Annotated in this window: 23 protein-coding genes; 9 read left to right on the top strand and 14 right to left on the bottom strand. The window is 66.0% G+C overall.

Going from position 1 to position 24,555, the window contains the following annotated elements:
- Positions 1-52: 52 nt before the first annotated feature.
- The 3 genes from PV768_RS10375 to ychF all read right to left on the bottom strand — a co-directional run bounded on the left by PV768_RS10375 (position 53) and on the right by ychF (position 4,948).
- Positions 53-1,738, bottom strand: a complete 1,686-nt coding sequence (locus PV768_RS10375) for a peptide ABC transporter substrate-binding protein (RefSeq protein WP_157241686.1) — start codon at positions 1,736-1,738, stop codon at positions 53-55.
- Positions 1,739-2,005: 267 nt separating this feature from the next.
- Positions 2,006-3,778, bottom strand: a complete 1,773-nt coding sequence (locus PV768_RS10370) for an ABC transporter family substrate-binding protein (protein ID WP_421092975.1) — start codon at positions 3,776-3,778, stop codon at positions 2,006-2,008.
- 84 nt (positions 3,779-3,862) lie between these two features.
- Positions 3,863-4,948 carry a redox-regulated ATPase YchF gene (gene ychF / locus PV768_RS10365; RefSeq protein ID WP_321214003.1) on the bottom strand — a complete coding sequence of 362 codons (1,086 nt, stop codon included), beginning with the start codon at positions 4,946-4,948 and terminating at the stop codon, positions 3,863-3,865.
- Positions 4,949-5,063: 115 nt separating this feature from the next.
- On the opposite strand from ychF, the gene PV768_RS10360 reads away from it, so the two are divergent.
- Positions 5,064-6,305: a DNA recombination protein RmuC gene (locus PV768_RS10360; RefSeq protein ID WP_421092974.1), complete on the top strand. Its 1,242-nt coding sequence runs from the start codon at positions 5,064-5,066 to the stop codon at positions 6,303-6,305.
- A gap of 19 nt (positions 6,306-6,324) precedes the next feature.
- Here PV768_RS10360 and PV768_RS10355 read toward each other — a convergent pair whose 3' ends face one another.
- Both PV768_RS10355 and PV768_RS10350 read right to left on the bottom strand, forming a co-directional pair.
- A complete protein-coding gene (locus PV768_RS10355; RefSeq protein ID WP_157241683.1) occupies positions 6,325-7,404 on the bottom strand; it encodes a 4-hydroxy-3-methylbut-2-enyl diphosphate reductase in 1,080 nt (359 codons plus the stop codon).
- Between the two features lie 9 nt (positions 7,405-7,413).
- Entirely contained in the window at positions 7,414-8,262 is an 849-nt protein-coding gene (locus PV768_RS10350) for a hypothetical protein (protein WP_321214005.1), read from the bottom strand.
- A 194-nt stretch (positions 8,263-8,456) separates the two neighbouring features.
- Here PV768_RS10350 and xseA point away from each other — a divergent pair, with 194 nt between their 5' ends.
- Both xseA and PV768_RS10340 read left to right on the top strand, forming a co-directional pair.
- Positions 8,457-9,797 (top strand): exodeoxyribonuclease VII large subunit, encoded by a 1,341-nt coding sequence (gene xseA / locus PV768_RS10345; protein ID WP_421092973.1) that lies wholly within the window; start codon positions 8,457-8,459, stop codon positions 9,795-9,797.
- A complete protein-coding gene (locus PV768_RS10340) occupies positions 9,790-10,008 on the top strand; it encodes an exodeoxyribonuclease VII small subunit (protein WP_321214006.1) in 219 nt (72 codons plus the stop codon). Before xseA ends, PV768_RS10340 begins: the two co-directional genes overlap by 8 nt.
- 10 nt (positions 10,009-10,018) lie before the next feature.
- Here PV768_RS10340 and PV768_RS10335 read toward each other — a convergent pair whose 3' ends face one another.
- The 6 genes from PV768_RS10335 to PV768_RS10310 all read right to left on the bottom strand — a co-directional run bounded on the left by PV768_RS10335 (position 10,019) and on the right by PV768_RS10310 (position 15,843).
- The gene (locus PV768_RS10335; protein WP_157241680.1) at positions 10,019-10,873 is read right to left on the bottom strand and encodes a polyphosphate kinase 2 family protein; all 855 of its coding nucleotides are present in this window, start codon (positions 10,871-10,873) and stop codon (positions 10,019-10,021) included.
- 51 nt (positions 10,874-10,924) lie between these two features.
- Positions 10,925-12,145 (bottom strand): pyridoxal phosphate-dependent aminotransferase, encoded by a 1,221-nt coding sequence (locus PV768_RS10330; protein ID WP_157241679.1) that lies wholly within the window; start codon positions 12,143-12,145, stop codon positions 10,925-10,927.
- 167 nt (positions 12,146-12,312) lie between these two features.
- Positions 12,313-13,275, bottom strand: a complete 963-nt coding sequence (locus PV768_RS10325; RefSeq protein WP_157241678.1) for an ABC transporter substrate-binding protein — start codon at positions 13,273-13,275, stop codon at positions 12,313-12,315.
- Positions 13,272-14,018: an ABC transporter permease gene (locus tag PV768_RS10320; protein ID WP_157241677.1), complete on the bottom strand. Its 747-nt coding sequence runs from the start codon at positions 14,016-14,018 to the stop codon at positions 13,272-13,274. Before PV768_RS10320 ends, PV768_RS10325 begins: the two co-directional genes overlap by 4 nt.
- Entirely contained in the window at positions 14,015-14,746 is a 732-nt protein-coding gene (locus PV768_RS10315; protein WP_157241676.1) for an ABC transporter permease, read from the bottom strand. Before PV768_RS10315 ends, PV768_RS10320 begins: the two co-directional genes overlap by 4 nt.
- Positions 14,746-15,843, bottom strand: a complete 1,098-nt coding sequence (locus PV768_RS10310; RefSeq protein ID WP_157241675.1) for an ABC transporter ATP-binding protein — start codon at positions 15,841-15,843, stop codon at positions 14,746-14,748. The genes PV768_RS10315 and PV768_RS10310 overlap by 1 nt, the downstream gene beginning before the upstream one ends.
- A gap of 249 nt (positions 15,844-16,092) precedes the next feature.
- Between PV768_RS10310 and PV768_RS10305 the strand changes: the two genes are divergently transcribed.
- Positions 16,093-17,115 (top strand): pirin family protein, encoded by a 1,023-nt coding sequence (locus PV768_RS10305; RefSeq protein WP_321214008.1) that lies wholly within the window; start codon positions 16,093-16,095, stop codon positions 17,113-17,115.
- Positions 17,116-17,120: 5 nt separating this feature from the next.
- On the opposite strand, the gene PV768_RS10300 is transcribed toward PV768_RS10305, so the two are convergent.
- Complete coding sequence (locus PV768_RS10300; RefSeq protein ID WP_323056627.1) at positions 17,121-18,050, bottom strand: N-acetylglucosamine kinase; 930 nt, start codon at positions 18,048-18,050, stop codon at positions 17,121-17,123.
- Between the two features lie 66 nt (positions 18,051-18,116).
- Positions 18,117-19,091, bottom strand: coding sequence for a LysR family transcriptional regulator (locus tag PV768_RS10295; protein ID WP_421092972.1), 975 nt, complete (start codon positions 19,089-19,091; stop codon positions 18,117-18,119).
- 173 nt (positions 19,092-19,264) lie between these two features.
- On the opposite strand from PV768_RS10295, the gene PV768_RS10290 reads away from it, so the two are divergent.
- Both PV768_RS10290 and PV768_RS10285 read left to right on the top strand, forming a co-directional pair.
- Entirely contained in the window at positions 19,265-20,506 is a 1,242-nt protein-coding gene (locus tag PV768_RS10290; RefSeq protein ID WP_421092971.1) for an MFS transporter, read from the top strand.
- A gap of 131 nt (positions 20,507-20,637) precedes the next feature.
- Complete coding sequence (locus tag PV768_RS10285; protein ID WP_321214012.1) at positions 20,638-21,141, top strand: Lrp/AsnC family transcriptional regulator; 504 nt, start codon at positions 20,638-20,640, stop codon at positions 21,139-21,141.
- Between the two features lie 17 nt (positions 21,142-21,158).
- Here PV768_RS10285 and PV768_RS10280 read toward each other — a convergent pair whose 3' ends face one another.
- Positions 21,159-22,412 (bottom strand): MFS transporter, encoded by a 1,254-nt coding sequence (locus tag PV768_RS10280; RefSeq protein ID WP_157241673.1) that lies wholly within the window; start codon positions 22,410-22,412, stop codon positions 21,159-21,161.
- A 172-nt stretch (positions 22,413-22,584) separates the two neighbouring features.
- Between PV768_RS10280 and PV768_RS10275 the strand changes: the two genes are divergently transcribed.
- Genes PV768_RS10275 through corA form a run of 3 tightly spaced genes read left to right on the top strand, consistent with a single transcriptional unit; the run spans position 22,585 to position 24,554 of the window.
- Positions 22,585-23,064, top strand: coding sequence for an Lrp/AsnC family transcriptional regulator (locus PV768_RS10275; RefSeq protein WP_421092970.1), 480 nt, complete (start codon positions 22,585-22,587; stop codon positions 23,062-23,064).
- A 31-nt stretch (positions 23,065-23,095) separates the two neighbouring features.
- Positions 23,096-23,521: a DUF1761 domain-containing protein gene (locus tag PV768_RS10270; protein WP_421092969.1), complete on the top strand. Its 426-nt coding sequence runs from the start codon at positions 23,096-23,098 to the stop codon at positions 23,519-23,521.
- 37 nt (positions 23,522-23,558) lie between these two features.
- Positions 23,559-24,554, top strand: coding sequence for a magnesium/cobalt transporter CorA (gene corA / locus PV768_RS10265; RefSeq protein ID WP_157241670.1), 996 nt, complete (start codon positions 23,559-23,561; stop codon positions 24,552-24,554).
- Position 24,555 lies beyond the last annotated feature (1 nt).

Genomic DNA, 24,555 nt, shown 5'->3' with positions numbered 1-24,555 from the left:
GGCCCGGCGGTAGCCGGACCCCCATGTGCTTACCGACAAGTTAGTTCTGGGACTACTTTGCGGTGATGCCGTAGTAAAGGATGCTGCCGTTCCAGCCGGTTTCAGCCTTGGCGACGTTGTTGCTCCACACGATCGGCCGTGCCTGGTCCCAGAGCGGCAGGCCGGGAAGGTCCTCGAAGAGGATCTCCTGTGCCGCGTTGAACTTGGCGTTGGCCTCATCCGTGGTCTTGGCTGCCAGGCCCTCCTTGAGCAGCTTGTCGAACTCGGGGTTCGAGTACTTCTCGTAGTTGGAGGATGCGCCCGTGGCCCAGACCGGCCCCAGGAAGTTGTAGAGCGACGGGTAGTCGCCCTGCCAGCCGGCGCGGCTCAGGCCCGGGAGGGACTGGGACTTGCGCAGGTTCAGGACCTCAGCAAACTTGGCGAAGGGCTGGATTTCAGCCTGGATTCCCAGGTTGTTCTTGAAGCCGTTAGCTACGGCGTCGATCCATTCCTTGTTGCCGCCATCGGTGTTGGATGCAATCTGCAGCGGCTTGGAATTGTCGTACGGCTGGATCTTGTCAGCCTGTGCCCAGAGGTCCTTGGCCTTTGCGGCGTCGAACTTCAGGACTTCGCTGCCCTTGAGGCCTTCCTTGAATCCGTCAATGACCGGCGGGGCGAATGCCTTGGCCGGGGTGCGGGTGCCGTTGAAGACAACCTTGGCGATCTCCTCGCGGTTGATGGCGTAGGAGAGTGCCTGGCGGCGGAGCTTGCCGGCTTCACCCTGGAAGTTCGGGTTGTAACCCGGGATGTTCAGGGTGGAGTTGGTGGCAACGGGCTTGGTGGCATTGCGGTCCGGGAAGTCCGAAACGTACGTCTTAAGCGCATTCGACGGGAGGACGTCGGTTACGTCCAGGTTGTCCGACTGCAGGTCGGTGTACGCGGGGCCCGGATCCGTGTAGAACTTGAACGTCACGCCACCGTTCTTCGACTCGCGGGGACCGCTGTAGTCCGGGTTCTTCACGAGGGAGATGGACTGGTCGTGAACCCAGGCGCCTTCTTTCTCCATCTTGTACGGGCCGTTGCCTACCGGGTTCTCGCCGAATGCCTTCGGGTCTGCCAGCGCAGCGGAGGGAAGCGGGAAGAAGGCGGAGTAGCCGAGTCGCAAGGACCAGTCAGCTTCGGGCTGGGCCAGCTTGACGGTAAGGGTGGAGTCGTCCTTGGCTTCGAGGCCGGACATGGTTTCCGCGGTGGGTGCGGGAGTGGTGGTGGTCTTGCCGTCCGCAGACTTCTCTTTGGTAACCGCCGAGACTTCCTCATAGCCGGCGATGGATTCAAAGAAGAACCCGTTGTTCTGCAGGTTCTTCGAGTTCGCCGCGAAGTTCCAGGAATCCACGAACGTCTTGGCCGTGATCTCTTCACCGTTCGTGAACTTCTGGCCCTGCTTGATCTTGATGGTCCAGTTCTGGGCATCAGGCGACTCGATGGATTCTGCCAGCGCGTTCACCGGCTTGCCATCAGCGTCGTAGGTCCGCAGGCCTTCGAACAGAAGCTCGACGACGCGGCCGCCGTAGACTTCGTTCGTGTTCGCCGGCAGCAACGGATTTTGTGGTTCGTTGCTGTAGGCAGTGATGACCTTGTTCGGGTCGCCGGCGGCGTTGCTGGCTCCGTCAGTGCTGCCGCCTCCAGCGCCGCAGCCGGTCAGGGCAAGCGCGGCTATTGCCACTATGCCCAGTGCTTTGGAAGTGCGCGTAAAACGCATTCCGCCTCCTATGAGTTGTGGGAGATAACGAGGGGGAATCTTGTGCTCCCCCGCAGGCGAGACCCAGCTGTCCGCTGTGACGCAGCCTACATATACGAGTAGCCTAACTGCACGAAGTCCAGATACTGGTACTCCGTTGCCAAACCGTGACCGGCCAGCCCTGAACGCTTAGTCGGTCAACAGAAGTTGTGCACGTCACATGCTACTCGCCGGTAGCCGCGGCGGCGAATCGGGACAACCGGGAGCTGCCTCTCCCGCGCTCCGGCGTCATGACGGGTTGGCCAGCCGCCAATCCCACACGTTCCACCAGATGCCCAACGGACCTGAACTGGTCTTGACGCCGGCAACCCGGGCGTTGAAGGCAGTGGTACCAATCGTCTGGTACAGCGGGAGACCATAGGCGCTCTCCCAGATCTGCCTGTCGATCTCCGCCAGGAGTTCATCCTGCTTGCCCAGATCGGTTGTTCCGGCAAGCTGCTCCATCGCCTTGTCCGCGTCGCCGTCGGAGAAACCGTTGAAGTTGCTGCCCGCGCCGGTGCGGAAGATTTGGGGGACACGGCTGACGCCTGCACCCGTGCCGATCCATCCGAGCAGCGCGGCATCGTAGCCCCCGCCCCCGAGTGACCGTGCCCAGTCCGCACTTGCCTGCCCGCCGTCAACCACCTGGAACCCTGCCCGCGCTGCCGAGTCGCGGATCAGGGCAAACGCTTTGGCGCGGTTGGGGTTGTCGCGGTTGTACAGGATCCGGACGGTGGGGGTTTCGCCCTCCAGGAGCGCCTTCGCCCCTTCGATGTCGACTTCGGCGTAATCGGCCGAGCCGTTGTTCTTCACGGTGTCGTTGTACTTGGGCTGGGCAGGCAGGAAAACGTGGGAATCCAAGGGCTTCGCGTCCGGCAGCAGGTCCCCCACCACGGCGTCGACGATGGCCTGCCGGGGAACCGCTTTGAGAAACGCGCGGCGGACGTTGTCGTCCAGGAAAGGCCCGGAGAAGTTGAGGTCCAGGTGGTCGTAGCCGGACTGGTTGTACCGTTCAATGGTGATGCCCTGGCCAGCCAGTCCTGCAAGGAGCTCCTCGGTGTCGGCGGAAGGCTGCGGGGAAATGATGTCGGCCTGGCTGTTCCGGAGCGCATCGACTGCCGTAGGAACGGAGCCGGTGAAGCGCACGTTGATTTCATCCAGCCATGGTTCCTGCCCCCAGACGTAGTCACGGTTCCGGACGAGTTTCATGGAGACTTCCGGGATGATCTCACGCACGATGTACGGGCCGCTGGAAAGGAACACGGCAGGATCCCCGGGAAGGCCCTTGGAGTCGAATCCGGAGTTCCAGAAGTCGCTGACCTGCTTCAGCGGTGCGTTCAGGGCCGGCTTTTCCTCGTCCCCGCGGGGTGAGTTCCTGATCAGGTCGATCAGGTCTTCTTCGTCGTTGAGGCCACCTTTGGCTGCAACCACGTGCGCCGGCAGTCCGACGTCGAACGCCACTTCCCAGTCGGCGAAGGGCACGGTGTACTCCAGTGTGATGGACCGGCCGTCCGCCCCGATTTCGGGGAGCACGGTGCCAGCGAGGCCGCTGGTGTCGGAGGCGGTCGAAAAGTACTTGGTGCCCGTCCCCGCCAGGGGGTCGGCATCGTCAAAGTACCCCGAACCCGCGGCCCAGCTGAGCAGGAGGTCGCCGGCGTCGATCGCTTCGCCGTCGGACCACATGACGCCCTCGTTGACGGTATACCGCACCTTGAGCGGCTGGTCCGAAACCTTTTCGAAGCGCCCGAACTTTTCGTTCCGCACCACCTTGGCGGCATCATCGAGGTAGTAGAAGCCCGAATGGGTGATGTGGCCGATTTTGGAGTTGATATCGGTGTTCCCGTCCGCACTGTACGGGTTGAAGGACGAGAAGGCGTTGACCTCAGCGACGGTGACGCTGCCGCCGCGTTTGGCCTCCCCCACCACCACGGGTGCGCTGCCTTGACTGCCGGAGCAGCCCGACAGGACCATGGCAGCCGCTACCGCCGCGGTGATGTACTGCATCAGACGCCTGACCGGCATGCCGCCTCCTTGTTTGCTTCTGCGGGAGGGGCTCCTGGAATCGCCAGGATCACGCCCTTTATTCAGGATAAGGCGTCCGCCGGATCAGACGTTGAAGCGGAACTCCACAACGTCGCCGTCGGCCATGACGTATTCCTTGCCCTCAATCCTGACCTTACCGCGGGCCTTGGCCTCAGCCATGGATCCGGCCTCGATGAGGTCGTTGAAGGACACCACCTCGGCCTTGATGAATCCGCGCTGGAAGTCGGAGTGGATTACCCCTGCTGCCTGCGGTGCAGTATCCCCCTGGCGGATGGTCCAGGCACGGGTTTCCTTGGGGCCTGCCGTGAGGTAGGTCTGCAATCCCAGGGTGTGGAACCCGACGCGCGCCAACTGGTCCAGGCCGGATTCGTCCTGGCCGTTCATCTCCAGCATTTCGCGGGCCTCTTCCTCATCGAGTTCCACGAGGTCGGCTTCGAGTTTGGCGTCAAGGAAAACGGCGTCGGCCGGGGCAACCATGGCCCGCAGTTCTTCCTGCTTTTCCGGGCTGCCCAGGATGGCTTCGTCGGCGTTGAAGACGTAAATGAACGGCTTGGCCGTCAGGAGGCCGAGCTCCTTGAGGTGTTCCATTTCCAGCTTGTCGCTCTTGATCGAAGAGAAAATGGTGTCGCCGCGCTCCAGGACCACCTGGGCTGCCTTGATGGCGGCAAGCTCGGCAGCCTCCCGCTTCTTGATCTTGACTTCCTTTTCGATCCGCGGAATGGCGTTCTCGATGGTCTGCAGATCGGCGAGGATCAGTTCGGTGTTGATGGTTTCCATGTCGGAACGGGGGTCCACCTTGCCGTCCACGTGGATGACATCCGGGTCATCGAACACGCGCACCACCTGGGCGATAGCTTCGGCCTCGCGGATGTTGGCCAGGAACTTGTTACCGAGGCCCTCACCCTCGGACGCGCCCTTGACGATGCCGGCAATGTCCACGAAGGACACCGGCGCGGGCAGCAGGCGCTGCGAGCCGAAGATATCGGCCAGCTTCTGAAGGCGGGGGTCGGGCAGGTTCACGACGCCGACGTTGGGTTCGATGGTGGCGAACGGGTAGTTCGCGGCCAGGACCTGGTTGCGGGTGAGTGCGTTGAAGAGAGTTGATTTGCCGACGTTGGGCAGTCCGACGATGCCAATAGTAAGAGCCACGAGTATTGATTCTACCCGCAGGGCGTCCACGCACAGTAACGGCCGGGGAGCCCTGTGCACGCCAGGGGAAATGTCGCTTCGGCAAAATGTCACAGCCCCGTGCGACAGTGAGGGCATGGATGCTTTCGCCTTAATTCTTGCTTTGTTTATGCTGCTGCTGGGCGCCTTCGCGGGTGCGGCGGCTGCGTTCTTTGTGCTTCGGAGAAGCGCCAAGGGCCTGGAGGAGGATTTCGACGCCGTATCGTCCCGGCTTTCAGAGGCCAGTGCGCAGTTCGCCGCGGCCGACGCCGAGCGGCGCCTTTTGGCGGCACAGAACAGGGAGTTGGGTGAAGCCAGGTCCCAGGACGGCAGCGTGCTGCGGGCGCTTGCCCCGGTGGCGGAGAAACTGACGGCCGTTCAGCAGCAGGTTGCGCTGCTTGAGCGTGACCGGGTGGAACAGTACGGCCAGCTTGCCCAGCAGCTTCAGGAAGCCCGGCTCTCGGATGAACAGCTGATCCGTTCCACCCATGCGCTGGAGTCCGCACTCCGGTCCAACAGCGCGCGGGGGCAGTGGGGCGAAGTCCAGCTGCGGCGCGTGGTGGAAGTGTCCGGGATGCTCCGGCACGTGGACTTCGTGGAACAGGTCCACAGTCCCGGGGGCGATTCCAGCGTGCGGCCGGACCTGGTGGTGCAGCTGCCCGGTGAAAAGCAGCTGGTGGTCGACGCCAAGGTTCCGCTGTCCTCCTACCTGGAAGCCCAGGAACTGGGCCCGGACGGCCGCACCGCGGGTGGTTCCAGCGCCTTCCCCGCCGGTCCGGCCCCAAGCAACGGCCACCGCAGCCAGCAGGCGCTGCTGCAGGCCCATGCCAAAGCGCTGCGGGCACACGTGGATTCCCTGGGCAATAAGAAGTACTGGGACATTCCCGGCAACTCCCCGGAGCTGGTGATCTGCTTCATCCCGGCTGAGTCAATTCTCGCCGCGGCCCTCATGGCCGATGCCGGCCTCCTTGACCACGCACTCTCGAAGAACGTTGTCCTGGCCTCGCCCAGCACGCTCCTGGCCGTCTTGAAGTCGGTGGCATTCACGTGGCGTCAGGATGTCCTGACAGACAGTGCGCGGGAGCTGTTCGAACTGGCGCGGCAGCTGTACGACCGGATGGGAACCCTGGGCGAGAACGTCACCAAACTCGGGTCGTCGCTGAAGTCATCCGTGGACCGCTACAACGCCATGGTGGGGACGCTGGAAGCGCGTGTCCTTCCTACCGCCCGGAAACTGAACTCACTGGAAGAGTCCGGACTTGCCGCGCCGCCGGTGGTGGAAGCCACCCCGCGCGCCCTTGCTGCACCGGAACTCCGAAGCGATGACGAAGCCGCGTGAGCAGCGGGCTTCCCGGTGATCAGCTGCGCGCCCGGCGCCCGCCGAGCGCGCGGCTGACGTCGCCGGCCTGCTTGAGGGTGGCACGGAGTTCCTTGGGCAGCGAGAAGAGCAGGTCTTCCTCCGCCGTGACGACTTCCTCCACGGTTCCGTAGCCGTAGTCGGCCAGCAGGCGCAGCACCTCCTGCACCAGCACTTCCGGGACGGACGCTCCAGACGTCACGCCCACGGTGGCAACCCCTTCAAACCAGGTTTCGTCGACCTCGTTGGCGAAATCGACCCGGTAGGACGCCTTCGCCCCGTACTCGAGGGCCACCTCCACCAGACGGACGGAGTTTGAGGAGTTGGCCGAGCCCACCACGATGACCAGGTCTGCCTGCGGCGAGATCTTCTTGATGGCCACCTGCCGGTTGGTGGTGGCATAGCAGATGTCGTCGCTGGGCGGATCCTGCAGGGTGGGAAACCGCTGCTTGAGCAACCGGACCGTCTCCATGGTTTCGTCAACGCTCAGGGTGGTCTGCGAGAGCCAGATGACCTTTTCCGGGTCCCGGACCGTCACCTTGTCCACCTCGTGGGGACCATTGATGATCTGGATGTGTTCCGGTGCTTCGCCGGCCGTGCCTTCCACTTCCTCATGGCCGTCATGGCCGATCAGCAGGATGTCGAAATCGTCCTTGGCAAACCGGACGGCCTCCTTATGCACCTTGGTAACGAGGGGGCAGGTGGCGTCGATCGTGCGCAGGCCGCGGTCCTCGGCAGACTGGACCACGGCCGGGGAGACGCCGTGGGCGGAGAAAATGACCAGGGCACCCTCGGGCACTTCGTCTGTCTCGTCGACGAAGATGGCTCCCTGTTCCTCCAAAGAGCTGACCACGTGCACGTTGTGGACGATCTGCTTCCGCACATAGACCGGCGGACCGTAGTGCTCCAGGGCCTTCTCCACGGCGATGACGGCGCGGTCAACGCCGGCGCAGTAACCGCGGGGAGCAGCGAGCAGCACCTTCTTGGTTCCCGGCACCGGGGCTGCGGCAGCTACTTCCTCAGGTGACCGGCGCCGACGCGGGATGGTGGGCATCGAAAGGGAAACAGCTGAGGGGGTCATTCCTCCATGCTACCGGTTTGCCCGCTGCGGCTTCCGCGAGGTGAACCCGGCCACGACGCCCAGCACCAGCAGCACGCCGCCGGTGACCGCCGCTGCCAGGGTCCAGGCCTGGAAATCCGCCGCGGAGGCGGCCACAAATTCGTCCCGGAACATGTTGGCAACTTCATTTCCGCTGTCCGCGGACACGACGGCGGCGGACGCCGCCTGTGAGCCCGCCGCCCAGGCAGCCGCCAGGAGCAGCGCGCCGGCGCCCGCCCCGGCCAGCACTGTCCAGCGGCGGCGTGCAGCCACCAGGGCAAGGAGCAGCGCTACGGCGGATCCACCAGCCAGCAGGTAGCCCGCAGGCGCATAGGTGGTGAGCCGTTCAGTCCACTCCTTGTACATAGGCTGGCCCACGTTGATCAGGGTTTGTTCAGGTGGGTCCAGGGGCAGCCTGGTAGTGCGCGAAATCTCCTCCGCGCCCAGCGCCACCAAGGGGGCGACGTCCAAAGTGAGGGACGAAGCCGAGGCCGCCCCGCCGTCGTCCGTTGCCGGGGCGAAGCTGAGCCGGTGGCTCCTGCGCAGCGTTTCCTCCCACGCGGCTGGATAGCCCGGCAGGCCTGTCAGTGACGAAGCCGCGTCTTCCAGCACCGGCTGGACGAGGTCGGAGAGGAAACCGGGAACGGCGCTGGTGTCGATGGTGCCCACCGCCGCTACAGCCAGCTCCTGCTGGAACGCTGAATTTGTTGCGAGCGGGGCCGCCAACTCCACGAAGCCCTGTTCCTGGACGATGTTGCGGTCCAGCCAGATGGCCGGAACTGCCACGGCTGCCAGCAGGACTGCCAGCACGGTGGCGGCAGCAGAAACAAAAGTTCGCACGGCGGTTCCTTCGTCGTTGGTGGGGTTATCCCATCCTAGGCAGGCTTGGCGGCGGTTCTTTGTCAGCCCCGGGTGGTACAGCTTATGGATAAGGTTGAATGACCGCCGACCTCAGCCCACAGCCCGACACCAGGCAGCCAAACACCGGACGAAGGACCCCATGCCCGCAGCTCCAGCCCCGCGAGGGCGTTCGCATGTCTGAACAGGCGTCACTCCCGGGCACCGGCCAGCAATCCACCGCGCCCACCACGCTGCCCGCCACGGCCGCCGAAACCACCCCTGACAATCCGTGGCCGCTCCAGTTGCTGTCGCAGAAGCTCAAGGCGCACATCGACCGCACGCCGTCTGCATGGGTTGAGGGCCAGGTCATCGAGCTGAACCGCCGGGGCACCAATGCCTACCTCACGTTGCGGGACGTGGACGCCGAAGTTTCCCTGCCCGCCTCCGTTTGGACCAAGGTACTGGACCGCCAGGACCTGCCGCTGGAGCGCGGATCCCGTGTGGTTGCCCTGCTGAAGCCGGAGTTCTGGATCAAGACCGGACGGCTGAACATGCTGGTCCGTGACATCAGGCCGGTGGGCCTGGGCGATCTCCTTGCCCGGATTGAACGGCTGCGCCAGGCGCTCTCCGCCGAGGGCCTTTTCGCTGACTCCCGCAAGAAACCCCTTCCCCTGCTGCCGCACCGCATCGGGCTCATCACGGGGCGCGATTCGGATGCCAAAAAGGACATCCTGCGCAACGCCGCCCTGCGCTGGCCCGCGGTTGAGTTTGAAATCAGGGAGGTGGCCGTCCAGGGGAACACCGCCGTCGCCCAGGTGGTCCGTGCCCTGCGCGACCTGGACGCCCTGCCGGAGGTGGACGTCATTGTGATCGCCCGCGGCGGCGGCGCCCTGGAGGACCTCCTGCCGTTCAACAGTGAAGAACTGATCCGCGCCGTCGCAGCAGCCGTTACCCCGGTGGTGAGTGCCATCGGCCACGAGGCGGACAGGCCACTGCTCGACGACGTCGCAGACCTGCGTGCATCTACCCCCACGGATGCCGCCAAGCGGATTGTCCCGGAAGTTTCCGAGGAACTTGCGGGCGTCCGCCAGGCCCGGGAGCAGCTGCGCCGGTGCATCGAGCGGCTGGTGGACCGGGAATCGGACCGGCTGGCGTCCCTGCATTCACGGCCCGTGCTGGCTGCGCCGGAAGGACTGGTAACCGTCCGTTCAGAAGAAATCGAGCGGCTGCTGAGGAGGTCATCGGCCGCAGTCAGTTCCACCGTGGTCCGCGCGGCTGACCAACTGGACCACCTGAAGGCGCAGGTGCGGGCGCTGTCGCCGCAGAAAACCCTGGACCGGGGGTACGCCGTCGTCGAACTCGCCGCGAAGCGCGCTGCGCAGTCAGGCGCCGCGGGCCACGCTGTGGTCCGCCGCCCGGCTGAGGCTCCCGCCGGCGCCCCGCTGTCCATCCGCGTGGCGGAGGGCCGCTTCGGCGCAACCTCCACCGGAACACCTGAAGAGACCACTACCGAAACCGGAGAACTACATGACTGAGCAGACGGCAGGGGCCGGAATCGCGGCCCTGAGCTACGAAGAGGCCCGCGAGCAGCTCATCGCGGTGGTGGGGAAGCTCGAGGCCGGCGGGGCCAGCCTTGAGGAATCCCTGGCGCTCTGGGAACGGGGCGAAGCCCTGGCCGCCCGGTGCGAGGAATGGCTGGAAGGTGCCCGGAAGCGGCTGGCAGCCGCCCGCGACCAGCCGCTCTGACAGCAGGGGCTCAGGAGCGCGCGGCCAGTTCCCGTTCCATCGCTACATCAAACTCCGCTTTGGGCCACTCAAGGTTAAGGTCAGTGAGCGCGCCCAAGAGCAGCTGCTGGACGGCAATCCTGGCGAACCATTTCTTGTTCGCCGGGACAACATGCCAGGGAGCTGCAGCGGTGCTGGTCTCCTCGATTGCCGCCTGGTAGGCGCTCATGTAGTCGTCCCAGAAGGCGCGCTCCTCCAGGTCTCCCCGGCTGTACTTCCAGTGTTTGGCCGGGTTGTCCAGGCGGGCCAGCAGCCGCTGCTTCTGCTCCTCGCCGCTGATGTGCAGCATGACTTTGACCACCTTCGTCCCGGAGTCGGTCAGCCGCGTCTCGAACTCGTTGATGGCCACGTACCGCCGTTTGATTTCCGCGGGAGTCGCCCAGGCACGCACCCGGTGGATCAGGACGTCCTCGTAGTGTGAGCGGTCAAAAACACCCACCATCCCGGCGGCCGGCACCTCCTTTTCGATGCGCCACAGGAAGTCGTAGGACTTTTCCTCCTCCGTGGGCGCCTTGAAGGCTTTGAACTGGACGCCCTGGGGGTTCATGGCGGCCATGACGTGGTTGACGATCCCGCCCTTGCCGGCGGTATCCATCGCCTGGAGGATCAGCAGGATCCGCTTCCGTCCGCCGAACCGCGACTCGGCGAACAGCTTTTCCTGCAGTTCCGTCAGTCCGTTGTCCATTTCGGCGAGCAGGGCCTGGCCGTCCTCCTTGGTGCCGCTGTAGCCGGGGGTGGCGTCAGGATCGACTTTGCTCAACAGGAACCCCTTCCCCGCCCGCAGGGTTTCAGAGGGGTGCTGGTCGAAGCCAACGGCGTCGGGCATGGGAATCCTTTCAGCGAAGTTCCACGGGTCCGGGGTGCCCGTGGACACAGGCTAGTTCCCCTGGTACCTGCTTAGGAAGTCCCCCATCCGGCCCACGGCTTCCTCGATGTCCTTGACGTTGGGCAAGGTCACCATGCGGAAGTGGTCCGGGCGCACCCAGTTGAACGCCCGGCCGTGGGAGACCAGGATTTTTTGCTCCCTGAGGAGGTCCAGGACGAACTTCTCGTCGTCACGGATGTGGTACACCTCGGGGTCGAGCTTCGGGAAGAGGTACAGGGCGCCCCGGGCCTGCTGGGTACTCACGCCCGGAATGGCGTTGAGCATGTCGTACGCCTTGTTGCGCTGCTCCAGCAGCCGCCCGCCCGGCAGGATCAGGTCGTTGATGCTCTGGTAGCCGCCCAGTGCTGTCTGGATCGCATGCTGGGCAGGCACGTTGGCGCAGAGGCGCATGTTGGCCAGGAGGCTAATGCCTTCCAGGTAGTCGGCTGCATCCTTCTTCGGCCCCGAAATGGCCATCCAGCCTGCCCGGTACCCGCACACCCGGTAGGCCTTGGACAGGCCGCTGAAGGTGAGGCACAGGACGTCGTCGCCGGTAAGCCCCGCAAGGTTTACGTGGACGGCGTCCTCGTAGAGGATCTTCTCGTAGATTTCGTCGGCAAAGAGGACCAGGCCGTGCTTCTCGGCGAGGGCCACGATCTTCTTCAGCGTCTCTTCCGGGTAGACGGCTCCGGTGGGGTTGTTCGGGTTGATCACCACAATGCCCTTGGTGCGGGGCGTGATCTTGGCTTCCATGTCCTCCAGGTCGGGCTGCCACCCGGACTCCTCGTCGCAGAGGTAGTGGACTGGCTTGCCGCTGGCCAGCGCCACCGAGGCCGTCCAGAGGGGGTAGTCCGGCGTGGGGATCAGGACCTCGTCGCCATCGTCAAGGAGGGCCATCAGGGACATAGTGATGAGCTCGCTGACGCCGTTGCCCAGGTAGATGTCGTCCACATGGATGTTCTGGATGCCGCGGGTCTGGTAGTACTGCGACACTGCGGTCCGGGCGGAAAAGATGCCGCGGGAGTCACTGTAGCCCTGGGCATGCGGCAGGTGGCGGATCATGTCCACCAGGATGGCGTCCGGCGCTTCAAATCCGAACGGCGCCGGGTTTCCGATGTTCAGCTTGAGGATCCGGTGACCCTCCGCTTCCATCTGCTGGGCGGCCTGGAGGATCGGTCCACGGATGTCGTAAAGCACGTTGTTGAGTTTCGTGGACTGCCTGAATTCTGCCATCCCTCAAATATGCCACAGGAAGGATGGGCGGCAGCTGAGACGTCAGCCACACGGTGCGGCGGGTTCCGGCAGGCAGGACGGACGACGGCGGCTGCCGGACCTCCGAAGGTCCGGCAGCCGCCGTCGTACTGCTGAGCCATCGCACCGATGGCGGCGCGATGCAGTTGCTACTTCACGATGCCCTTTTCCTTCAGCCACGCCTGCGCGGCTTCCTTGGCACCCTGCTTCTGGCTGCCGCTGACGGCCCTGTTCAGGTTGATCAGGTCCTCGGTGGTCAGCACGCGGGACACCGAGTTGAGGGCTTCCTTCGCCTTGTCCGTCATCTTCGCCTCGTTGTACAGCGGAACCACCTGCTGGGCAATGAAGTTGTTCTTGGGGTCCTCGAGCACCACAAGATCGTTGTCCGCGATGGACGGGGTAGTGGTGTAGATGTCCGCCACCTGCACCTGGTCCTCCAGGAGTGCCTTCAGGGTCACGGGACCGCCGCCGTCACTGAACGGCTCCAGCTTCTTGGGCTCGCAGTTGTAGTTCTTCTTCAGGCCCGGCAGGCCGTAGGCGCGCTCAGCGAAGGTGGCCGGAGCTCCAACCACGATCTCGCTGCAGACCTTGGCCAGGTCCTCAATGGACTTCAGCTGGTACTTTTCGGCGGTTGCCTTGGTGACCACCATGGCGTCCTTGTCTTCTGCCTTGGCCGGTTCCAGGATGGCCAGCCCGCCGGGCAGCTTGTCCGGCAGCGCCTTGGCGATGTCTTCCGCTGACACCTCGGAGGCTTCCTTGTCCACGTGCAGCAGCAGGTTGCCGGTGTAATCCGGAATGACGTCCACGGAACCGTCCTGGACTGCCTTGAAGTACACCTCGCGGGAGCCGATGTTGGGCTTGGTGGTGGCCGTGACGCCGGCCGCGTTCAGCGCCCCGGCGTACAGTTCGCCGATGATCTGGCTTTCGGTGAAGTCGGCTGAGCCAATCACCAGGGATGTTGCTCCCCCGGAGGCCGCTCCGCTGCTGGCCGGCGCCTTGCTCAGTGGATCCGAGGATCCGCCGCAGGCAGACAGCGCCATGGCCAGGCCGAGTCCTGCGGCGAGGCCGCCGAATGCCCGCCTGCCGGGATGGTATGGACGGCTTTCTTTCATGATTTACCTCCTGGTACCACAGCCTCCGTGAGGACGGGGTCTGTGAGATCGGCCGTAGCCTGCTGGCTGCGGCGGGACTGCCCCGAGGCGCCTGTTGCCAGGAACAGCCTCTGGAAAAGGGAGAGGACAAGGTCGACGGCGATCGCCAGCGCCGCGATGAGCAGGGAACCGCCGAGCATCTGGGGGAAGTCGCTGAGGACCAGTCCGTCGAAAAGGTACCGGCCCAGGCCGCCCAGGTTGATGTACGCCACCACGGAAACCGTGGCGATCACCTGCAGCACGCCGGTGCGGAAGCCGCCGAACATTACGGTGAGCGCGTTGGGCAGCTCCGCCCGGAAGAGGACCTGCAGTTCGGTCATGCCCATGGCACGCGCGGCGTCCACCACGTTGCGGTCCACGCTGGAGATGCCGGCATAGGTGCCCGCGAGCAGGGGCGGGACAGTGAGGATGACCAGCGCCCAGATGGGGGGCATCAGCCCGATCCCGGCAAGCAGCACAAAGAGCGTCAGCAGGCCCAGTGTGGGCAGCGCACGCAGCGCGCCGGCGAGCGCAACCACCGCAACCCGTCCCCTGCCGGTGTGGCCTACATACATGCCTACGGGGACGGCGATGGCGGCCGCGATCAGCATCACCAGGCCGGTGTACTGGAGGTGTTCGCCCAGCCGGGCGGGGATCCCGGCGCTTCCTGTCCAGTGCAGGGGGTCGGCCAGCCAGGCGAAGGTATCGGCGAAAACGTTGCTCATGCGTTTCCGCCTCCCGTCTTGGGCCGGGCCAGCCCGAGGGCCGGGTCAAGTGCCTCGCCAACGGTCCCCGCTTCCGGCTGCCGGTCCGGCCGCTTCCCCGCCCGCTCCCATGGAGTGAGGATGCGTTCCAGCAGGACCAGGACCGCATCCATCAGCAGCGCAAGGATGAGGATGGCGATGATGCCCACCACGATTTCGGTCACGAAGCCCCGCTGCAGTCCTGATGTGAACAGCATCCCCAGGTTTCCGATGCCCAGCAGGGCTGCCACGCTGACAAGGGAGATGTTGCTGACCGACACCACCCGGAGCCCTGCGAACAGGACCGGCAGGGACAGCGGAAGGTCCACGCGGAGGAACCGGGCCAACGGCTTGAACCCCATGGCGACGGCGGCCTGGCTCACGTCCTGGCTGACCGAATCGAAGGCGTCCAGGGCGGCCCGGACCAGCAGGGCAACGGCATAGATGGTCAGGGCCACCACCACGTTGACCGGATCCAGGATCCTGGTGCCCAGGACGGTGGGCAGGATGATGAACAGCGCCAGCGAAGGAATGGTGTACAGGAGCGAGGAGGCTGTGAGCAGCACCGAGCGGAGCGCCCGGTTCTGCCGCGCCAGCTGCGCGAGGGGGATGGAGATGACCAGCCCCAGGACCATGGGGACGAGGGCCAGCACCAGATGCTGGCCGGCGCGCTCCAGGACCATGCCGCTGTTGGCGAGGAACCACTCCATCAGAGTGCAGCCTGCCGGAGCTGGCGTGCCTCTTCAATGAGGGCCAGCACTTCTCCGCCGCGGATCACGCCCATCACCTTGCCCTCTCCATCCACTGCCACGCCCAGGCCCGACGGCGAGGAAAGCGCGGCATCAAGCGCGCGGCGCAGGCTTTCCCCCGGGCGGAACAGGGAACCGCCGGGGATGAGGCCTTCGTCAGTGCCGGGAGTGGACCAGCCGAGCGGGCGCATCTCCTCGTCCACCACCAGCTGCCAGCCGTCGGCGGCGCCCGGATCCGTGTTGACGCTGCGGCCGCGGACGAGCGTTGGCACCGGATGGATGGTGACGCCGTCGGACGGGGTGAAGCCCAGGTGCCGGAAGCCACGGTCCCGTCCCACGAATGAGGCCACGAAGTCATTTGCCGGCGCGCGGAGGATTTCCTCAGGGGTGGCGTATTGGGCGAGCTTCCCGCCCACCGCGAAGACCGCCACTTTGTCCCCCAGGACGGTGGCCTCGTCGATGTCGTGGGTGACGAACACGATGGTCTTGGCCAGGTCCTTCTGGAGCCGCAGCAGTTCCTGCTGGAGTTCATCGCGGACCACCGGGTCCACGGCGCTGAAAGGTTCGTCCATAAGCAGGACGGGAGGATCGGCGGCGAGCGCACGCGCTACCCCCACGCGCTGCTGCTGGCCGCCGGAGAGCTGCGACGGGTAGCGCCTGCCGAGCGGGCGGGCCAGGCCCACAACGTCCAGGAGTTCCTCGGCGCGCCGCCGGGCTTCGGACTTGGACACGCCGTTCAGCCGGGGAACGGTGGCGATGTTGTCCAGCACCGAGCGGTGCGGCAACAGCCCTGCTGACTGCATCACGTAGCCCATCGAGCGGCGCAGTTCAGCTGCCGGGACGGCGGTCACGTCCCTGCCGCCCACCGTGATGGTCCCGGAAGTGGGCTCCACCATCCTGTTGATCATGCGCAGCGTGGTCGTCTTGCCGCAGCCGGACGGACCAACCAGAACGGTGATGGAGCCTTTGCTGATGGACATGGAGAGGTTGTCCACGGCCGGCTGTCCGCCCTGGTACTGCTTGGTAACGCTCTCAAACTCGATCATCGCCTGGTCCATGGTGCGGACTTACCTGTTCTCTGGGACGGGCTCCTGGAAGCACCGCGACATTGTCATCAGGACGCTGATAGTTACGGTAACCCAATCCGGGGCCGGCAACACCCTGCAGCATCCCGAATCCGGGCAAAGGAATCCCTACTGTAACCATTCGGAGCCGGGAGCGGCCCGGATGGGAGCCCATTTTCCGGCCGGAACAACTGGAGACCTGGAACCGTGCCCGACGTGCTTCGTCCGGCCTAGAGTGGATTCGTGACCAACTTGGAAATAGCACCCCAGCAGGAAGTGTGCCCGCCGGCAGGCGCGGACGGTACATCCGGGCCTTGCCTGCAGCTGTGGCCGCAACGCGAAGTGCCGCTCGGCGGCGTCCGGGCCATGAACGTCCAGCGGACGCTGCCGCAGCGCGGCCTCCCCACCATCGGGGCGTGGTGTTTCCTGGACAGCTTCGGCCCTGACCGGACGGCGATGTCCGTGCTCCCGCATCCCCATATCGGCCTCCAGACCGTGACCTGGCCCCTCGCCGGCCATATCCGGCACCGCGACAGCGTGGGCAGCGACGTGGTGGTCCGGCCTGGCGAGCTGAACATCATGACGGCCGGCCACGGCGTCTCCCACTCGGAGTTCGCCGTGCTGCCGCCTGCCGGGGAGGCCCTGCCGGTTCAGCGTGGCCTGCAGCTCTGGGTGGCCCTGCCTGAGGGTGAACGGCACCGGCAGCCGGCCTTCGAGCAGCACCGAGAACTTCCCCGGGCCGGCGGCCAGGGGTTCACGGCCACCGTCATGGTGGGCGAACTCGCCGGCGTCACCTCGCCGGCAACGATGTACTCACCGATCGTGGGCGCGGACGTTTCGTGCAGCGGAGCAGCGGTGTTGCCGCTCAACGCCGGCTTCGAGCACGGAATCCTGGTGCTCGACGGCGGCCTGGCGGTGGACGGCCAGGAGGTTCCGCCCGGCCCGCTGGGCTACTTGGGCACCGGGCGTACGGAACTCCAGGTGCAGGCGCTCCCGGGGACGCGCTTCCTCCTCATTGGAGGCGAGCCGTTCCAGGAGGAACTGCTGATGTGGTGGAACTTCGTTGGCCGTACCCACGACGAAGTGGAGCAGGCACGGAGTGACTGGGAAGCCCAGGCCGGACTGCCCGAAACGGAGGAGGCAGCAGCCCGGTACGGCGTGGTTCACGGCCACGGTCCTGACGCTGGACCGGAGGCGGGCCGCATTCCTGCTCCGCCGCTGCCGGGCGTGCGGCTCACGCCCCGGAAACGGCTCCGGGGCGACTGATCCACTCAGGTCTGCTCGGCCACCAACTGCAGCACACCGAACACCGGTTCCTGGTCCAGCACCCGGATGTCGGTCACGCCCGCGTCCTTGAGGCGGCGGCGGAAGGAGTGCTGCAGCGGGGCAACATTCATGCCCAGTCCGCCGCCCAGGATCACCGGCCCGGTGATGCCAAGCAGGCCCAGCACCTGCAGGGCCAGCGCTGAAAGGTCTTCACCTGCCTGGTCCAGCAGGGCCTGGCTCTCCGGGTGGCCGCCGGCCGCCGCCTCCACTACCAGCCGGGCCTGCTGCGCCCAGAAGCGCCGGCCGGTTTTCGGTGAATGGAACAGCGCAATCAGCCGGTTGGGATCGTCCACCCCGCAGGACTGCAAAAGAGACGCAGTCAGGACGTCCACCGGCAGGCCCTGGTTCATCCGCCGGAGGCTGTGCCGCACCGCTTCGCGGCCCAGCCAGTATCCGCTGCCTTCATCGCCCAGAAGGTAGCCCCAGCCGCCAGCCCGCGCTTCGCCGCCGTCCGCATTCCTGCCCCAGGCTGCAGAGCCGGTGCCCGCAATCACCGCAACACCGGTGCTCGCGTAGCCTGCCGCGAGCAGCAGGCGCGAATCGTGGACCACGGTGACCCGGGCGCCGGGGACATGCGGCTGGATCAGGGACGCCAGGGCGGCGGCGTCGTCGTCGGTATCAATGCCGCCGGAACCGGCGTACACCTGCGACACCTGGCCCCCGCCGATGCGTGCAAACAGGTCGGCAAGGTTGGCGGCCGCCTCGTCGCGGCTGACGTTCTGCACATTGGAACTGCCGGCCGACTCATCCGCAACCGGAGCCCCGTCCTCAAAACGGACACCGTGGGTCTTCGTCCCGCCGATATCCAGCCCGATGATGGCGCCGCGGAGTGGACTGGGGGCCGGGAGTGCGGAGGAGTTTTCAGCGTTGGTCACGTCACAAGGGTAATGGTGCCGGAGCGGCGGGACACCCCGGCCGCCTCACTTTCGGGCGCTCGCGCTTCAGCGGGACCGCTGCCTGACCAGCCCGGCCAGGAGCCTGGGCCCTTCGGTCACCACCATGTCCCGGAACAACCGGACCGGCACGGGTTCGGACCCGGGCTTGCGCCGCCGCCAGGACAGGCCCACTTCGCGGAAAGCCAGGCCGGACTCCAGCGGGACCTCAACCCAGCCGAGGTTCCCGGTTTCGGGGCTGACCGTCCGTCCGGGGGCATCCCCGCCTGGCGGCAGGATGCTGACTCCGAGGCCCGCCGAGACCAGGCCGCGGACCGTGTGAGAATCCTGGCTTTCGAAGGCGATGCGGGGCCGGTAGCCGGCCTCGCGGAACATGGCATCGGTGAGCGACCGCATCCCGTATCCGGGCCCGAGCGCCACAAAAGGCTCTCCCCTGATGTCGGCAAGCCGGGCTGCCGGCCGCGTGGCAAGGGGATGGCTGTGGTGCACAACCAGGCGGAGCGGCTCCCGGTACAGCGGCGCCGAGGTCACGTTCCGGCCCGGCGGCGCCACCGGTGCGGTCAGGGCGAGATCGGACTCGCCCGACGCCAGTTCGTCGAGGCACGCGTTGCGGGCGCCCTGGCTCAGGGTGAAAACTGCGCCCGGGTGCCTGCTCCGGAAAGCACTGATCAGGAGCGGCAACGTCGCCTCACCGAAAGTGTGCTGGAACGACAGGGAGACCCTCCCCCGGGCCACGTCCGACTCGTCCCGCACAACGTCCAACCCTGCCTGGAACGCCGTCAGCGCCTGCTCAATGTAGGGCAGCAGGGTCCGTGCCGCGGGCGTCAGCCGGACTCCCCTGCCGTCCCTGACCAGGAGTTCGGTACCGACGACGGCGCTCGCCCGGGCCAGCGCCCGGCTCACCGTGGACTGGGGTACTCCAAGGAGTTCCGCGGTTTCCGTGACGTGCTCGGTCCGCCCCAGCTCGGCCAGCACGGGCAGCAGCGGAAGCAACTGCACCAGCTGTTTCTGGTCCGGTTCCACGGGCCGGCCTCCTTCCTGCTCCGCGCGAGCCCAAGTAGGTAGCGCTAAGTGTCGTTTTCGGCGTTCAAAACGACACTTAGCGCTACCCAGTTGGGAAAGCATGCAAATCGGCTATCAGTTTTACACGAAGCATGCATTGGAGGCATCTATTGGGTGAAAGCTAGGCTGGCCGGATGGCACACATCGTCCGTTCCGCCGGCAGCAGCCCTTCCCCTCGTTGGGAAGGTCATGCCAAGGGGTCGACGGCGTACGCCAGGATCCTCGCGGGCCTTTCCTTTGCGGGTGTTGCCACCTTCGCGCAGCTCTATTCCACCCAGGCCGTCCTGCCGATCCTGGCCTCGGACCTGCAGGTCACGGCGGCCGAGGCGGCCCTGACCATCTCGCTGGCCACCGTGGGCCTTGCGGTGACGGTGATCCCGTGGTCCTTCCTGGCGGACCGCATAGGCCGGGTCCGGGCGATGACGTGGGGTATCTCATTGGCCACCGTCCTGGGGCTGCTGGTTCCCTTGTCCACCAGCTTTGGCATGCTGCTCACCCTCCGCCTTATAGAAGGCATGGCACTGGGCGGCATCCCGGCCATTGCCATCGCCTACCTCAACGAGGAGGTCACCAAAGCGCACACGGCCCTGGCAGCGGGAAGCTATGTTGCCGGCACCACGCTGGGCGGGCTTGCCGGCAGGCTGGTGGCCGGGCCGGCCGGTGAACTGTGGGGCTGGCGGGCCGCCGCACTGGCTGTTTCGATCCTTGCCACGCTGGCCGCGGTCGCCTTCCTGGTCCTGGTGCCGCGGGCCCGGGGCTTCGTCTCCGCCCCTGTCTCCGGGCTGCGCGGCGCCTTCCGGACCTTGGGCGGCCACCTGCGGAATGTCCGCTTGCTGGTCCTCTACGGCCAGGCCTTCCTGATGATGGGCGGGTTCGTGGCGGTCTACAACTACCTGGGGTTCCGGCTTTCGGGCGAACCGTTCGGCCTGCCGGCAACGTTGATCAGCCTGATCTTCCTGGCCTACCTGTCCGGGACCGTCACCTCACGCTGGTCCGCAGGGCTGACCCTGCGCTTCGGGCGTCGCAATGTCCTGCTCGCCGGCCTGGCACTTTCGACGGCGGGCCTTGCCCTGACGCTGACGCAGGCCCTCCCCCTGATACTCGCCGGCCTTGTGCTGTTTACCGGCGGCTTCTTCGCCGCCCACAGCATCGGGGCGGGCTGGACCGGCGCCCTCGCCAGCACCGGCCGGGCGCAGGCCGCCTCGCTGTACAACCTCGCCTACTACCTGGGGTCCAGCATCATCGGCTGGGCGGGCGGACTGGCCTTCCAGTCCCTCGGCTGGAACGCGCTGGCCGCGGCAGTCATGGTCCTGGCCTGCCTCACCGCGGCTGCTGTCGCCGTCGTCCATCCCCGGGCAGAAGGACCTCGCGCGTAACAGGCAGCGCCACGAATTATCTGCCCCTGCCAATCACGCGGCGGCGCAAAAATTCGGCTGCGCGGCCCGTACAAGCGCGAAAGCGCATATTCGCAGGTCTAGGATGAACAGAGGACCATTGAGGAGTTGCAGTGAGCACGAACGCCAGGAATCCCAGGCCGGGAGCGCACCTTGAGCCGCTGGATGCGATTGACGAACGGCTCCTGGCCGCGCTGGTGGCTGATGCCCGGATCTCCAACAAGCAGCTTGCGGAACTCGTCGGGATTGCCCCTTCCACTGCCCTGATGCGGACACGCGCCCTGTCCGAACGCGGGATCGTGCAGGGCTACGAGGCCAAGCTCAGCCTTTCTGCCATCGGGCGGTCCGTGCAGGCATTGGTTGCCGTGCGCCTCCGCGCCCACGACCGCGACCAGATTGACCGCTTCACTGCCCGGGTGCCGCACCTGCCCGCGGTGCTGTCCACGTTCCACACCTCAGGCTCCGTGGACTATCTGCTGCACATCGCCGTCGCCACTACCGAGGACCTGCGGGACTGGGTGCTGGACAACCTGGCAACTGATCCGGTGGTGGGGCACACGGAAACCACCCTGGTGTTCGAACACATCCAGGGCAATCACGGGCCGCTGCCTGAGTAAGTGCCCTGCGGAACGGACTAAGCTGCACCCCCGCGGCCGATGACCGCGAGGCGGAAAGTCACGGCGGAGAGGATTAGCGCCGCCGCGCCGCACAACAGAACGAAACCCGCTATGGCGGCCGGCACACCGACCACGCCGGAGGCCCAGCCCAGGCCAAGGACCGGCACAGCGCTTCCCAGGTACGTGATGACATAGACGGTGCTGACGATCTGGGCGTGCCGTGATGCCTCCACCTTGGCCGCCACCTCGTTGAAGACAGTGCGGAAGGCGATGCCCTGCCCTACCCCGGCCGCAAGGGCGGCTGCCACGAGCAGCAGCGGATTCCCCCAGGCTCCCGCCGCCCCCAGGAGAAGCACGGAAACCCCCAGGACGCCAAGCCCCGCCGGAACCACGTAGCGGCCCCGAAGGGTCAGCAGCTGGCTCAGCGCCGAGGACCCCAGGGCCAGGCCGGCCAGCACGCCGACCAGGGGGCGGGAGTCTGTGGCCAGGACCTGGGCAAAGTAGCCGGGTGCAAGCGATAGGCAGAAGCCGAAGACAGCGAAGCTGAGGAAGCCGACGCCGGCAGCGAGCCAGAAGGCGCCCCTCGCCTCCCGCGATACGGAAGGGCGGCGGGGTGCCAGTGCCTGCAGCGGCCTGGCGGAGGCCGGAGGATTGATCGCCGGGCGGGCATGAAGCAGGTACAGCGGCACCAGGAGGCCGGCCAGGACCAGCGAATGGACGTAGTAGGGTGCGCTGGTCGGGCCAGGGAGGAGGGACAGCAGTCCGCCAATCACCGGTCCGGCCGCCACTCCGCCGGACGACGCCAGCAAGGTGAATCGGGATGCCCACTCGGGACGGGTCGGGAGGAGCTCGCGCAGGGCTGCGGCACTGGCCCCGGTTGCCAGCGCAACGGCTGCGCCCTGCAGCGCCCGCCCGGCGCACAGGGCAGCGAGCGTCTGTGCCTCGGCAAAGAGCCAGCCGCCTGCCAGCCCGATGACGACCGCGAGGATGAGCGCAGCCCGGCGCCCGATGTGGTCCGACCAGTGCCCGGCCAGCATGAGCGTGGCCACCAGGGACAGGACATAGCTGGCAAACGCGGCGGTCACGCCCAGCGTGGACAGCCCGAGTTCCGCCTGCAGGAGCGGATACAGCGGCGTCGCGAGGTTGGCGCCCACCAGCAGGACGAAAATGACAGCGCCGGCCATCACCAGGCGCGCCGTGGTGGACGCATCCCAACCCGCCCTGGCAGCAGCCGGGGCAGGACGCATCCGGAGTTCGCTGAAGACCGTCATGTGGCGCCGCCTTTTGGTTCTACCGCGGCAGGTGGACCTTGTGGGAGCCCGGCGCGGGATGGATATCCGATGGCACAAGAATGCGGTACTTCTGCTCCATTGCTCGGAGATCTGCGGACCTATTGCGCAAGAACGTCAAAATCTTCCCGGCCATGTGATGCAGAATGACAATATGAACAATCTGGATGCCACCGACCTGAAGATCCTGCTGGCCCTCATCCGGGACCCTCGGATCCAGGTCGGTGAACTCAGCGAGTCCCTGGGCATCGCCCGCAACACGGCCCAGACGCGGCTGCGCCGCCTCATCCGGGCAGGAGTACTGAGGCCGGGCGGCCGCGAGGTGGACCTGGAGGCTGTGGGCTATGACGTTGTGGCCTTCGTGACGATCGAGGTCTCGCACCGGGAGCTGGACGGCGTGGTGGCCGCACTCCGACTGATCCCGCAGGTACTGGAAGTTCATGAAATCTCCGGACGCGGCGACGTCTGGTGCCGGGTGGCAGCCACGGACACCCACAACCTCCAGTCCTCCCTGAGGCAGATCCTGAGGATCAAGGGCGTGATCCGGACCGAAACCGTACTGGCCCTGCATACCCATATCCCCTACCGCACCGAGCCGCTGATCAGCGGCCTGGCCAAGGCGTCGAACACCTGACGTCCGCGCCCGGGCGGCTAGGATTTCCAGAATGGACTGGCTCTCGTACGTTTCACAGATCAACTGGCTCGCCGTGCTGCTGGCCTTCGTCGCAACCATGGCCATCGGCTTTGTCTGGTACATGCCCTCGGTCCTGGGCAACCGGTGGATGGCCGCCATCGGCAAGACGGAGGACGATCTCAAGAACATCAGCGGCGGGGCAGGCATCTGGGTCCCGATGATGGCGGCCGCGGCCCTGACGGCGGCCCTGCTCGCTGTCCTGATCACCAGGCTCGGACTGGACAGTGCCGTGGCAGGCGGCTTTTTCGCCTTGGTTGCGGGACTCGTCTTCAGGGCAGGCGGCCACGTCATCCACAACGGCTTCGCCGGGCGCCCGGCAGCCGTCACGCTGATCGACTCCGGCCATGACATCGTGGCCATGACGGTGGCCGGCGCCATCATCGGAGGAATGTCGTGATGGTGGCCGCTGTCCTCGCGGCGGAAGACCGGCGCCCATGACCATCATTGACAACGCCGTCTACGTCAACGGGGTCCGCCACGTGGAGCCCGAAAACCTGGAACAGACCTTCGAGACACTGGCCCGGCATGGAGGAATGGCCTGGATCGGCCTCTACCGGCCCACCGAGCAGGAAATGGCTGCCGTTGCCGCTGAATTCGGCCTGCACGCACTTGCGGTGGAGGACGCCATCTCGGCCCACCAGCGCCCGAAAATCGAGCGCTACGAAGACAACCTGTTCACTGTCCTCCGGCCTGCACGGTACCTGGACGCGACTGAAACGGTTGAATTCGGCGAGCTGCACATTTTCACGGGGAAGAACTTCGTGGTCACGGTACGGCACGCCGAGACGGCCGGCGTGGCACAGGTGAGGCAGCGCCTCGAAGGCCGGCCCGACCTGCTCCGGCACGGCCCCGAGGCCGTGCTTTACGCCCTGCTCGACCGGGTTGTGGATGACTACGGGCCCGTGGTTGCCGGACTTGAAAACGACATCGACGAAATTGAAGACCAGCTTTTCAGCGGTGACACCGCCGTATCCCGGCGCATCTACGAGCTTGCCCGTGAAGTCATCCAGTTCCAGCGGGCCATCCATCCCCTGCCGGACATCATGCGCCAGCTCAAGCAGGGCTTTGAAAAGTACGACGTGGAGACCGATCTCCGGCACAGCCTGCGTGACGTGGAGGACCACGTGGAACGGGTCATCTCCCGGGCCGATTCCTTCCGCGACCTGCTGCAGAACGCCCTGACCCTGGACGGCACCCTCACCGCCAACCGGCAGAACGAGGCCAGCGCCGAGCAGAACGAACAGGTGAAGAAGATATCCTCCTGGGCTGCGATCCTCTTCGCACCGTCCTTCGTGGCCGGGATCTATGGCATGAATTTCGACCACATGCCCGAGCTCCACTGGGAGCTGGGATACCCGATGGCGATCGGACTGATGATCGGGACGGCGGCCCTTATGTACGGCATCTTCAAGAAGAAGGGCTGGCTGTAAG

This window comes from Pseudarthrobacter sp. CC4, assembly GCF_048957775.1.
GTDB lineage: Bacteria > Actinomycetota > Actinomycetes > Actinomycetales > Micrococcaceae > Arthrobacter.
This window is presented reverse-complemented; position numbering and strand designations above follow the sequence as displayed.